Origin of the sequence: Chromobacterium indicum, from assembly GCF_039708975.1 — a bacterium.
Classification (GTDB): Bacteria; Pseudomonadota; Gammaproteobacteria; order Burkholderiales; family Chromobacteriaceae; genus Chromobacterium; species Chromobacterium piscinae.
Genome location: NZ_JAYFSJ010000006.1, coordinates 241,996 through 255,299 on the forward strand (window position 1 = coordinate 241,996; position 13,304 = coordinate 255,299).

The window sequence follows — 13,304 nt, forward strand, 5'->3', positions numbered from 1 at the left end:
ACTTTCGGAAAAAGCGGCCGCCAGCGCCTGCAGCACGGCGTGCCGCTGTCAGGCTTAGCGTTCTTTGATGGCTTCGCTGAACACTTCTTTGATGGGAGACAGCAAGTAGTCGATGACTCTGCGGCTGTCTGTTTTGATTTCCGCGGTGACCGCCATGCCGGCCTGCAGCGGCAGTTCAATGCCGGTCTGGCTGACGGCAGGCGCCGACAGCCGGATACGCGCCGCGTAGATGGGACCGCGCTTTTCGTCGGGGATCGCATCCTGCGAAAGGTGCTCGACGCGTCCGCTCAGCGTGCCGTACTTGCTGTAGGGATAGCTATCCACTTTTAGCGTCACCGCCTGGCCGGCCCGGACAAAGCCGATATCCTGATTAAGCACATTGGCATCCACCACCAGGGTATCGTGGTCCGGGGCGATGACCATCAAAGGCTGCGCAGCCTGCACCACCCCTCCTACCGTGTGAATCGCCAGTTGTTGCACATGGCCGCTGACCGGTGCGCGCAAAACACGCTGCTGTTCACGCTGGCTGTAACGAAGAATATTCAATGCCGCTTCAGCGGCCTTGTCTTCTGCATCAGCCAGTTCGGTGAGCGTCTGACGCCGAACCTCCGCCTGGTATTGCCGCAGTTCCGCCTGAATGCGGGCGATATTGGCTTGGTATTGGGCGCTGCGCTGCCGCTCGACTTGCCAGCTTTGTTGCGTGGCATGGAGCTCGTTGTCAAACTCTCGCCATTGCAACCGCGCACCCATTTTTTGATCGCTCAACTGCTTCCATGCCTCCGCCTTTTCCGCCAGCAAGGGCAAGCGGGAGGCCAGCTTGGCTTGCTCCAGTTGGCTGGCTGCCAGCACCGCTCGACTCTCCGCCAACTGCGCCTGCAAGGTGGCAACACGCGCTTGATGAGCCCCCAGCTGTTGTTGCAAGCGAAGTTGCTGGTTCAAGTCTTGCCGATCCCCCGTCAGCTTGGACAGCGCTGGCGTCTGGCCTTGCTCCATACCCTTCAGCGCTGCCTGCAAACGGGAAATGTCCAGCAGCGCCAATTGCCGCTGACGCTGCAGCTGGGACAAGTCGGCCTGCTGTTCGTTATTGTCCAGCACCACCAGGGCCTGACCGGCACGCACATGCTGGCCATTGACCACCTTGATCTGACGAACGATGCCCCCTTCAAGCGGTTGCACCGACTTCACCCCGCCTGCCGGTACCAGTTGTCCGCTGGCCACCGCATGAACATCCACTTCACCCACGCAGGACCAGATCAGCGCCAGCGAAAACAGCAATACGATCAGACCGGCCACCGCCCGCCCAGCTGGAGAGGCCGGCGTATCCAGAACTTCCAGCGCCGCCGGCAGGAATTCGCGCTGATAAGGCTGAGGGCGTTCGGCGCGCCAGCGCTGCCACGCCGCGGCGGCTGTGCGAAGTCGCCCTCCACCCAAGCGCTGGCAACAGGAAAGCAATGCTGAAACGATGGATTGAAGATCAACGCGTAACCACGCCCCCGCCAGCCTCACAAAACGTCCCACTCGTCTCATCGCCTGAGAAATCAGACCTTGCATCCCGCCACCTCCTCTAGTTCTCCTCCGGCCTGCAAGGCGCATAACCGCGCATAGCGCCCACCCAAGGCGAGTAATTGCTCATGGCTGCCATCTTCAACCACCTGGCCGTTTTCAATAGTCAGGATGCGGTCGGCATGCCGTACGGTGGAGAGCCGGTGGGCGATGATCAATACAGTCCGGCCCTGACAAATAGCGCGCATATTGCTTTGAATAATGCTTTCCGATTCGTAATCCAGCGCGCTGGTGGCCTCATCCAAAATCAAGATGCGCGGGTTGGTCACTAAGGCACGGGCAATGGCGATGCGCTGACGCTGTCCACCGGATAGATTGCTGCCACGCTCTTCCAACTGCGTGTCGTAGCCTTCCGGCAAAGCCAGGATGAAATCATGCGCACCGGCTAATTTCGCAGCCTCGATCACCCGCTGCATGCTCATCGCCGGATCGGATAAGGCAATGTTGTCCCGTACAGATCGGTTAAACAGAAGGTTTTCCTGAAGCACCACGCCCACCTGGGTGCGCAGCCAACTGGTATCCACCATCGCCAAGTCAAAGCCATCAATCATCACGCGGCCAGACTCCGGCACATACATGCGTTGAACCAACTTAGTCAGCGTACTTTTGCCAGAGCCCGACGGACCGACAATGCCTATAGTTTGCCCAGCGGGAATCTCCAGACTGATGCGGCGCAGCACCTCGGGCTTGTCAGGGCGGTAGCGGAAGGTGACCTGATCGAAACGAAGTAGTCCCTCAATCCGCTCCAGGCTGGAACGATTTGGATCGTACCCCGGCTCGGTAGGGCTATTAAGTACATCGCCCAAGCGCTCCACTGACAGTCGTGCTTGCTGAAAATCATTCCACATTTGGGACAAGCGCAATACCGGCGCGGTAACATGCCCGGCAAACATATTGAACGCCACTAACTGACCAACAGTCAGCCCCCCCTCAACTACAGCCTTAGCACCAAAAAATAAGATCAGTACGCTGCAAAGTTTGGACGCCAATTGAACAGCCTGACCGGCGATATTTCCTAGGTTAGCCGCACGAAAGCTGGCGCTTACGTAAGCAGCAAGCTGCTCTTCCCAACGCGCCTGAGCCTGCGGCTGCACTGACATCGCTTTCAAGGTTTCCACACCGGTCACAGACTCGACCAGGAACGATTGGCTCTCCGCGCTGCGACGAAACTTCTCGTCAATCCGTCTTCGCAAAACCGGCGTCACCAGCACTGCAATCAGCACATAACATGGCAGCGACAGCAATACCACGGTGGTCAGCTGCGGGCTGTAAGACCACATCACAGCCAAAAACACCACGGTGAACAGCAAGTCCATTACTAGGGTCAATGCCGAGCTGGTGATGAACTCGCGAATATTTTCCAATTCGCGCACCCTTGCTACCGTTTCACCTACGCGACGCGACTGAAAGTACGCCATCGGCAGACTTAGCAAGTGACGGAATAATTTGGCGCCGAGCTCAACATCGATACGGTTAGCGGTGTGAGAAAACACATAAGTGCGCAAGCCCCCCAGAACTACCTCAAACACAGCCACCGCCACCAAGCCGATAACCAGTACATTAAGCGTGCTCATACTCTGGTGTACCAGCACCTTGTCCATCACAACCTGGAAAAACAGCGGTGAAACCAGGGCAAACAACTGAATGAACAATGACATCAGCAGTACCTCTCCCAGCAGACGCTTATACTTCAGTACTGCAGGAATAAACCAGCCGAGATCAAAACTCCCCCCTTGCCCCAATAGTGGAACACGTTGAGTCGCAAAGATTAAATATCCATTCCAATCAGCCTCAAATGCTTCCAAAGACTGCATGGACACTTCACCGCTGAGCCCATCTTGAAGCAACACTTGGCCACCGGCCACTTTGCCAATCAAAACAAAGCTTCCGTCCTGGCGCTCCGCAATCGCCGGCAGTGGTGTACGTTCCAGCTGGTGAATAGATGCTTTGACGCGACGAGACTTTAAGCCAACTTGGCGACAAAGCCTCACCAGCAATAATCCATCTACAGGTTGCCCCGCCAGCTCTCTCAGCAATTGCTCATCATTAGCTGGCCGTCTTAAGAACTGAAATAAAATTATTAAGCAACCAATGGCACTGCTCGCCGCATCCTGCTTCACATTAACACTGGAGGGATCTTCATAAGAAAGCTGCGTCATATATCAAGCATGATCATAAAAATTAGAAAAATGGACTTATTAACTCAATCATTCATCACGCACAATTTCGCTTTGCATCACAAACAAAGTCTAACTGCTCAACGACATAACCGTGTGGAGCCTGTAAAACGGCGTACGTACGCCATTGCAATCTGCAATGCGGTTAAATTAGATTTGGAATATGGTTTCTGAGCAGCCAACTGATTAATGGCCGAGCTTGAAATACCTGATCACTACCGATTACTTCGACGACATCGCATACAGATTACGGTAGATCCGTACAATACATAAATCAAGCATTGAATCAAGCCATCCAATGCAGATCAGCCATGTAGAAAGCTTTGATGTCAGGCCATACGGTGACCTAGACAAGCATATCTAGAAGCGAGGCAGGCCTTTGCAACCAGCCATGGCGATGACAATCAGACTCTCCCTAGCAGGCTAATTCTCCGGATACCACCAGCGGTATGTACAGTGTGTTATCGTTAGAAAAAATCACTAAAGGCTAACCCATCTTTAAATCTAGGACTTCTCTCCTATTTGCTGACATGCTAACTTGAATAGATCAGCGCCACATGGCCTCAAACCCTTGGCCTCCACTCGATTCGCCACCCAACATAATAGGCTCTTCATTCTCACCTGATAAAATTTCACTGGCCGATTGAAAAGCGATAAACTCATGCCAAACTCCACATGCAGACACCACCAAAATAACAGTGGCACAAATTAACAATATTACATATTCCTTCTTGAATGCCATCAGCAACGCCCTCGGTTCCAACAAAGTCTCAAACAATAATATATCAACCAACCTACCTTAAATTTTTACACAGTGAACCATCGCACTTTTCTAGAAAAATACCCTTTCCCTACATGAACCACCCCTTGAACGGCATAGCCAACTTGACCTTTCTTGTCAGAAAAAACACGCCTCCTTAAGTCATTTAAAACAGCTCTCACATTACCAAAAGGAGCAATTAACTCCGTTATAATTACAATATCTCCCGATGCCCAATCTGATACTGCTAGATCACGCTCACCAGCTAACAAAACATTTCTAACCTCAGAAGAAACCAACGCCCAATTACAAAAAGCAATGGGCCACCCATCCTCATCCTCATAGTAGCTATATTGATTTAAATTAATTGATGGCAAAATTCTTCTCTGCCATTGCAGGACAGTATAATCAAGGTGCATGGCCGAATACTGGCTCAAACGCATGACACCGCCTACCAATTTACTTAAATCACTACTATCAACCAAGTCACCACGCCTTATCAAAATCACTTCCTCATAAAATTTAACTGGTTAGTTTTACTTCACTTCAACTCAGCCACTATCACAAAAACTGCACAAGGAGTATATTCATATTTTTTAAAAATTACCTACCACATTTCAACTTAAAAATAGCATATCCTTTAGTCTAAAGAACCAATATCACCCCCTCACACTTGCTACATAGCCAATAAAAACCAGTTACACGACTAACCTCACCACATAGGCCAAACATTAGGCAACTTGCATCGCATCATTCACGCTGCAATATCGTTCAAGCTTTGCATTTTATAAAAACCAACAACTGAATCAAAATATTCTTAGCCCAACTCAGCGAGGGTGCTTTACACAATACAATCCCAATAAACAAGGGAATCAATAACCAATAAGACTGTTCAGACAGCTGCTGATTACGCACCAACTTATCCAGCAATAAAGCAACCAAAGGAAATACCAGGAAACACAGCGACGCCTGAAACGGTGAACTCAATTGATTGAGCTTAAAATACGCGACAATGCCACCAATACTAGCAATCACTCCTAGGTACAAAACAGCAAAAATTGAGGGCAAGCCAAAGGTTGATAAATTTGGCTGTTCCCATACCCAGCCTATAATTAATAGCAAAATCCCTGCAATACAACTTGGCACTGCATTAAAGCTCAAAACATGCACTTTGCAAAAATGGGCACGTACTGCTACATAAAATACCGCATGCATCAACAGGGCCCCGCCTAATAAAATGGCACCCAATACATAATTACCCCCTCCAATTCGAGTCTCCTCCAGTAAGATACTAATCATCGCCACTACTCCAGCCAAGAGCCCGGCATACTGTAACAATTTGAATCTCTCGCGCAGCTGAATCATAGAGACCAACATTACAACTAGCGGCATATTTGCAAATACCACGGCAGCAAAACCAGAAGATACATATTGCTCCGCCAGCATCATCAAGCCATAGGGGATTGCAAAATATCCTATGGCAACCCAGCTTAATCCAACTCTGCCAGTGAATTTCAGAGACACACCACGCCACTTTGCCAATGCCATTAGTAACGGAGCTGCAAAAATAAATCTTAATCCAGTTGCAAATAATGGTGGAATGCTTTCAATAGCGATTGCCATTGCTAACCATGTACTCCCCCAAATTAAACAAACAGAAATAAATAGCAAGCTATGAAACATAAACGCCCTACTTCTATAAATTAGCAATACATAGGCCATACCAACACCTAATGGACTCGCTCAGAGCCAAGGAATTACATCACCCCACACATTAAAAACTAATCGAGACTATTTTAACGTACTCCCCAGTGCAGGATACTCTAAGCAAAAGCCTACCGAATAAAATCTATCAACCACAGCTAGAAAATAAAAAACCTCTAAGCATTCAATTAAATAACTGCTACTTATTTACACAACACTTCAACCTTTCACTCGCCAGCAATCAAATCCTACAATTCCAACTTATCAAGACTTAAATGCAAGCTGCTTCATCACATCCATAATTTCGTCTTGCTCTCTCTGCGTTAAGTAAACAAAACCATCCATGGTTCCCGACTTCAAAACATGACTACATATACGATGAACTCGATATATTTTCACATCACTACAATTATCATTTACCAACTTGGCAATTCGATCACCAATTACCAAATGCAATTTCTCCATAGCACTTCTACGCCAAAGCATGGAGCCTTTCGGCATACCACCAAGCTCAGGCAGCACCATATCCCCAACAATTTTATTTGCCCACATTCCAAATCTCACAAACTAATTTCAGTGACGCAATCTTACCTGCGTGAAAAAATATTGCTCTGACACAACCTTACCCAAATCAATACCAAACCTTTTCCTTCATTCCGTTCCAGTAAAATCCCTTACTAACCTTACCAATACTGAATTAATAGAATAATTCACCACCAAAAACACCAAACAACATTATTAATTCTGCATTGTGAAAATTCGCACCCAAGCACAAACCTTATTACCACCCAACATCCCTACCTACCGATCTCACAGTTCACACCAACTCACTTCTTACATTCGACTACGCAACAGTATCATCATAAAAACAAGATAAACCACACCAGCACTAATCAACACAACAATGATAGAAACAACGTTCAAGTGGAGCTCAGCACAGAACACTTCAAATGCAAACATAACAACGCCCACTATTTTTTAATTTAGCCATTTAAAGTCACTATGACTCACAATCATTTCTCTCACCCTAAATCAAAGACTCCGGCAGAATCAAAGCACAATCAAAAACTCACTTACAATGCCAATCCCTCCACCTTAATTCATCTCAAAAAATTAACTCTCGTCTATTCAAGAGATATAAAACACCCAAGAATCCCAACAAAACCCTCGCCTTAGCAAGATATAATAACTACCTCATCCATCATCAAATCAATCAAAGATAAACTACAAAACAAGAAAACATGAACATGGGGTCATCGAAAACGGAACTCCGACCTTTTGCAACAAATCTCAAATCTAAAAACCGCCATCAATATGAAACTCCATAATCAGACAAGCACAAAGCACAACAACGGCGATCAAAAAACTCATCACCAAAATAACAGCCAAAAGAAGAATTACCATCAATGTATGCCACCTTCCCCCATATGACACAAGTAAGCACTCTCTTTTCAATTCTTTATAAGAGCCTCACTTAACACCCAACAGTCAAAGAATTATCTTTCTATACTCACAAGCCCATCACCAACAATAGCTAGCACCACCAAGAAAACCCTCCACATCACAATGTACCCGGTTAGATCAAAACTTTCTCGGACATACCCTTACTCCATCCAAACGGTTACCTTTTCAATCACAACTGGACATCTACTTTGCCTTACCAAGCATTACAATCTCTGAACCCCCGCCAAAAGCAGTAAAAACTAATGAAGCAAAACATGCATTTCAAGCCAAGCCCTTCACAATTAAAATTACCGAAAAGTAAGATATTTGACGCCCCCTCCGGATATTGAATAGAGGCAACTGGACTGACCCCGCTCCTGTAGGCAATTCTGCCGTATGATTTGAGCATGGGAGGATGTCCATGAGCACTCAGCGTTTCACCCTTGAATTCAAAGAAGAAGCCGTCAAACAGGTAACTGAGCGCGGTTATTCGGTCGCAGAAGTTTCCGCCCGACTTGGGGTTTCCAGCCACAGCCTCTACAAATGGGTCAAAGCGGTCAGTCCAGATAATTCCGAGAAGCAGGCGACCGAGCTGATCGAGGCCAAGAGCGAAATCCTTCGCCTTAAGGCGCAACTGCGGCGTACAGAAGAAGAGCGAGATATTCTAAAAAAAAGCCGCGCGGTACTTTGCTAGGGAGTCCGAATGAAGTACCGCTTCATGAACGAGCATCGTCATGATTGGTCACTTACAACCATGTGTCGTTTGTTGCAAGTTGCCCTGCCGGCTTCTATCAATGGCTACATCGCCCCGAGTCAGACCACGCCAAAGAAGATGCCTGATTGCTGGGTTTGATTCGCGACTCGTGGCGGGCCAGTGGCGGAGTCTATGGATCCCGCCGCGTTCTGGGCGACCTGCGTGAAATCGGGGAGCTTTGTGGCAAGCATCGTGTCGCCAGAATCATGCGGCAACACAGAATCAAGGCCCAGCGCGGCTATAAAGCCCCACGGCCCATCTCTGGGCACCCCTCTTTGTTGGCCCCCAACCATCTTCACGACATCACAGCCTGACCAAGCCTGGGTAACGGACATTGCCTACATCCGCATTGCGAGGACTGGTCGATGAAACCTACATTGAGCCGCGAATTGGCGTTGGATGCCCTGCTGAGGATGCTGTGGCGGCGCAAACCTACTGGTCGCTCGCTGGTTCATCCAGACCAAAGGTCGCAATATGGCAGAGATGACTGGCACCGTTTCTGCCTCTCCCACGATCTTGAACCCAGAATGAGCCGACGTAGCAACTGCTTGGATAACGCCGTAGCAGAGTCCTGCTCCAGCAGTCTGAAGCAGGAGCGTATCCGCAAGCGGATTTACAGAACCCGCAACTTGGCCAAGTCCGATGTATTCGATTACATCGAAGCTTTTACAATCAAGCCCGCCGCCATAGTTACCTGGGTGGCATCAGCCCCGATGCCTTTGAGCGGGCGGCAGCGTGAAGCAGAAATTTGTCTACTGCCTCAGGGACAGTCCACTTCCTAAGCGAAAGCGGCCATTTTCATCGGTCACTCTGTCGTCAGCTTAGGCCGACTTGCGGCCGCTTCAGAGTTCGGGACATCTTGACCAACAAATTTTTTCAACAACTGTGCAGAAAAGTTAGTTTTTTGCAGGAACTCTGCACCTGATCAGTCTTGCTACACCGACAAGAAAGTGCAAAAAGCCTTACCGGACAAGGAAGGCTTTTTTCACTAACTTTGACTCCCTACAAGACGCCAACGGCGCGGCATGGCCCGCGCCGTTTTCCATTCATGCCCCGCCAATCGCCCCCGCCAGCAAAGCCCCCCTCCGGTTTTTTCACGCCACTCGGCGCTGATTCCAGCGTAACTGACCACTCATTCCAGCGAGGGGTCGCTATTTAGAACACACAATGCTGGTGATGACCAGCTCCAGCCACCGTCGCTTGCCCGAAATCAGATATTGAATCGCTCCACCACATTCTTGAGCTTGCTAGCGCGCTGGTTCAATTCGTCCAGGGTGGAGCTAGCGCTTTGCGCCACTTCCGACGTGGAGCGGGTCATGCCGTTGATGTGCTCTGTGGTGTGGGCGATATTGCCGACAGCGGTGGACTGCTCCCGGGTAGCATGGGTGATCTGCGCGAAGGTTTCTACCACCTGCCCCATCAACCCGCCAATGTTCTCGATTTCATTGGCAGCGCTCTGAGCCAGGTCCACGCTCTGGTCCACGGTGCTGCGCGCCTGCTGCATGCTGCTGACGGTGCCGGCGGTCTGCTGCTGCATGCCCTGAGTCATGGTTGTGATTTCAGTCGTCGCCTGCGCTGTGCGTTCGGCCAACTTGCGCACTTCGTCCGCCACCACAGCGAAACCCCGGCCCTGTTCCCCGGCGCGGGCGGCCTCGATGGCCGCGTTCAGCGCCAGCAGATTGGTTTGGTCCGCAATATCCTTGATCACGCCGACGATAGAGCTGATCTCCTCGGAATGCTTGCCGAGGGAGTGCAGGGTATCGCCCAATGTCGCCATCGCCTGGGACAGTTTGCCCACCTCCGCCGATACCTGCTGCATCGCGTGGCGGCCGCGCTCGGCGCTGTCATTGGCCTGGGAAATGATGGCGTTGGCGTCGGAGGTGGTATCGGCGACATGGGTCACGCTGACGGTGATCTGCTCGATGGTCGCGGCATTGGAGCTGATCGCCTGGTTCACCTGATCGGCGTCCGAACTGATGCGGTTGGTGGTCTGATGCAATGACCCCACCGCGCTCACCAGCTCGCCTGCATTGTTGTTGACCTCGCCGATCAGCCGGCGCAACCGCTGGTTCATCACCCCGATCTGGCCCAGCGCGCTGTGTTCCGGCGCATTGGGCACCGCCACCGTCAGATTGCCGGAGGCGATTTCCTGCAGCACCTGCTCGATCTCGCTTACCGTGCCGCCCAGTTGGACATTCAATTGACGCCGGCCCAGCAGAATCAGGAACAGGATCTCCCCCACCAGCAGGATGATGGTCACCAGAAACATCAGCTGCGCATTGGACAGCCTATCGCGCGCCTGTTGCAGTGCGGTATTGGTGCGCTGATCCAGCAGCACGAAGAAGTCGTCGATAGGCTTCATGATCTTGGCCTTGTACTGGTGGTACTCCTTGCTGTGCACCAGCTTGCGCGCCAGTTCCATGTCGGGCTGCCCGTTGACCGTGTAATTGCCCTGCGCGTCGGCGAACTTGCCCTTCACCGCGTTCATCGCTCGCACTTCAAGATTGACCAGGCCGTCGGAGTTGGCCTGCGCTTCCTTGAGCTTGGCGAATTCGTCGTCGGTGAATCCGGCTTGCTTCATCAGGCTTTGCAGCGGCACGGTTTCGCCGTCCGGCCTGGGCTTGTCCTGGCCCGCGGCGACAAAGTCCCAGTAAATGCGGTTGTACTCCTGCGGCCGCGGCGCCTTGCCGTTGCGGATGTCCAGCACCCGGTTGTACTGCTGCTCGTAGGATGGATCCCCGGTGACGACGTAGGTGCGGCCCAGGCGAGTGAGATCATCCGAGCTCTGCCGCAGCTCGGAGGCGAGCAAGTAGGAATGGTAGCGGTTGTCGCTGGCGGCGCTCATCGAGTCAACCGCCTGCCGCATGGATATGAAGGTATACACCACGCCGATGAAGGTCAGCACGATCAGCACCAGCAGGCCGTTGATCACGACATTGCCGCGAAAATTGTTCATGGAGGAAGCTCCTTGCGATACGGGTCCGCCGCCTATCCCGGCGACGGAATCAGATACGGGATGCGGGACCGGTCCCGATAACGACAGCACGCGAATGGGCGGCAGCCGGACTTTGGATGATCGCGCCGACATCGGCGCGTGTCTGGAAACGCTGCATCAGCCTTTGCATCTCATCCGCGCAGTCATTGCCTTTTTCGGAGATGATCGCCAGTTCTTCGACGAGGCATGCATTCTGCTGCGTGGCGGCGCTCAGTTGCTGGATCGTGGCGTTGATCTGCCCGACCGCGCAGGCTTGCTCCTTGGCGGCGCTGGCGATTTCCTGGATCAGATAGGCGGTGCGGCGGCTGGAGTCCACGCTGGCTTCAAGCTGTTGTCCGGCCCGGCCGGCCATATTCACTCCCAGATTGGCCACGCTGGAAATTTCGCGCGCGGCCGTCTGGCTTCGCTCCGCCAATTTGCGCACCTCCTGCGCCACCACCGCGAAACCCCTGCCTTGCTCGCCGGCGCGGGCGGCTTCAATAGCGGCATTGAGCGCCAGCAGATTGGTCTGATAGGCGATGTCGTCGATAACCATGGTGCATTCGGCGATCCGCTTCATGCTTTGCACCGTCTGCTGGACGATATCTCCGCCCTGCTGCGCGTCGACGGCCGCCTTGGCCGCCATGTCTTCCGTCAAGGTCACGTTGTCACTGGTCTGACTGATGGATGAGGAGATTTCCTCCAGCGAGGCCGCCGCTTCCGACAGGTTGGCTGCCTGTTCTCCGGTATTGCTAGAAAGGCTCTGGGAAGTGCTATTGATCTCCGCCGCCAAGTTGGACAGGCGGCCGGCGCTGCTCTGGCTGCTGGCGATGGAGGCATTCAGCCCCGCGATGGTCTGGACAATGGCGCCGGCCATGCTGTCGGCTGGGTAGCCGCCCTCGCGCGCGTTCACCGTCAAATCTCCTTCGGCCACCGCCCGCATCATGCCTGACACATGCAGCGGCTCATCCCCCAGCATCCGGTGCAATTTTCGGTAAATGGTGCGGAACATCAGCACACTCAACACGCAACTGGCGAGCAACAAGCCAATCAGGATGGCCAGCCACAAGCCGGCCTGCGACTGGGCCTGGCTCACTGCGCGGTTAGTGCGCTGCTCCATCATCTGGTAGAACGCGTCCACCGGGCGCATGATAGAAGCCTTATCCTGATGGTACTGGCTATCATGCAAGATGCGTCTGGCCATCGCCGGATCCGGTTCTCCCTGCCGGGTAAAACCGCCCTTGCCATCGGCAAAGCGCCCCTTCATCGCGTTCATCGCCACCGTTTCGGTATTCACCAGCCGGTCTGAATTAGCCTGCGCCTCCTTGAGCTTGGCAAACTCGTCGTCGGTGAAGCCGGCCTGGCCCATCAGCGCCTGCAGCGGCACCGCGACGCCATCAGGCTGCGGCTTGCGGCCATCCACGGCCATGAAATCCCAGTAAATGCGGTTGTAATGCTCTGGACGCGGCAGCTGGCCATTGCGGATGGCCAGCACTGCCCAGTATTGCCGTTCGTACATGGAGTTGCCGGTTTCGGCATAGGTGCGGACCAGCCGGGTCAAGTCGTCTGAACTTTGCCTCAGCTCATTGGCCAGCAGGTAGCTCTGATAGCGTTGCGATTCCGCCCGCGCCTGCGTAGCCAACGCCCGCTGCAGTTGAAAAGTGCATAGCAGGACCAGCGACAGAAGCAGGATCGTCAGCCCCGCGCTTGCCGCCAGCAAAGATTTGATGCTTAGTCTCATACCCCGCCCACCTCGCGCTCAATCGTGGGAATCCGCCCTTCAAGGGGCTGTTTTGGTACCGTTATAGGTATTAATACGAACATTACCAATAGATCGATATCGGACATCGTTCTGCGCAGATGCCGACGGCGCAGGCTATGCCTGCGCCGTTTTCCATTCATGCTCCGCCAGCAAAGCCCTCTCCGCCT

8 protein-coding genes and 1 pseudogene are annotated in these 13,304 nt (G+C 52.3%); 1 reads left to right on the plus strand and 8 read right to left on the minus strand.

Features of this window, described 5'->3' with window-relative positions; translation table 11 throughout:
- Window positions 1-54: 54 nt before the first annotated feature.
- The 6 genes from VA599_RS10465 to VA599_RS10490 all read right to left on the minus strand — a co-directional run bounded on the left by VA599_RS10465 (window position 55) and on the right by VA599_RS10490 (window position 6,756).
- Entirely contained in the window at window positions 55-1,551 is a 1,497-nt protein-coding gene (locus tag VA599_RS10465) for an HlyD family type I secretion periplasmic adaptor subunit (RefSeq protein WP_346788510.1), read from the minus strand.
- The gene (locus tag VA599_RS10470; RefSeq protein ID WP_346788511.1) at window positions 1,539-3,722 is read right to left on the minus strand and encodes a type I secretion system permease/ATPase; all 2,184 of its coding nucleotides are present in this window, start codon (window positions 3,720-3,722) and stop codon (window positions 1,539-1,541) included. The genes VA599_RS10465 and VA599_RS10470 overlap by 13 nt, the downstream gene beginning before the upstream one ends.
- Window positions 3,723-4,287: 565 nt before the next feature.
- Entirely contained in the window at window positions 4,288-4,482 is a 195-nt protein-coding gene (locus VA599_RS10475) for a hypothetical protein (protein ID WP_346788512.1), read from the minus strand.
- Between the two features lie 65 nt (window positions 4,483-4,547).
- Window positions 4,548-4,985, minus strand: coding sequence for a toxin-activating lysine-acyltransferase (locus VA599_RS10480; RefSeq protein ID WP_346788513.1), 438 nt, complete (start codon window positions 4,983-4,985; stop codon window positions 4,548-4,550).
- A 286-nt stretch (window positions 4,986-5,271) separates the two neighbouring features.
- Window positions 5,272-6,222 (minus strand): DMT family transporter, encoded by a 951-nt coding sequence (locus VA599_RS10485; RefSeq protein ID WP_346788514.1) that lies wholly within the window; start codon window positions 6,220-6,222, stop codon window positions 5,272-5,274.
- Between the two features lie 246 nt (window positions 6,223-6,468).
- A complete protein-coding gene (locus tag VA599_RS10490; RefSeq protein WP_346788515.1) occupies window positions 6,469-6,756 on the minus strand; it encodes a hypothetical protein in 288 nt (95 codons plus the stop codon).
- Between the two features lie 1,312 nt (window positions 6,757-8,068).
- Between VA599_RS10490 and VA599_RS10495 the strand changes: the two are divergent.
- Window positions 8,069-9,140, plus strand: a pseudogene (locus tag VA599_RS10495) (IS3 family transposase).
- 471 nt (window positions 9,141-9,611) lie between these two features.
- Here the strand turns inward: VA599_RS10495 and VA599_RS10500 are convergent.
- Together VA599_RS10500 and VA599_RS10505 are read right to left on the minus strand one after the other, a co-directional pair.
- Complete coding sequence (locus tag VA599_RS10500; RefSeq protein ID WP_346788517.1) at window positions 9,612-11,357, minus strand: methyl-accepting chemotaxis protein; 1,746 nt, start codon at window positions 11,355-11,357, stop codon at window positions 9,612-9,614.
- A gap of 49 nt (window positions 11,358-11,406) precedes the next feature.
- Entirely contained in the window at window positions 11,407-13,116 is a 1,710-nt protein-coding gene (locus VA599_RS10505) for a methyl-accepting chemotaxis protein (protein ID WP_346788519.1), read from the minus strand.
- Between the last annotated feature and the right edge of the window lie 188 nt (window positions 13,117-13,304).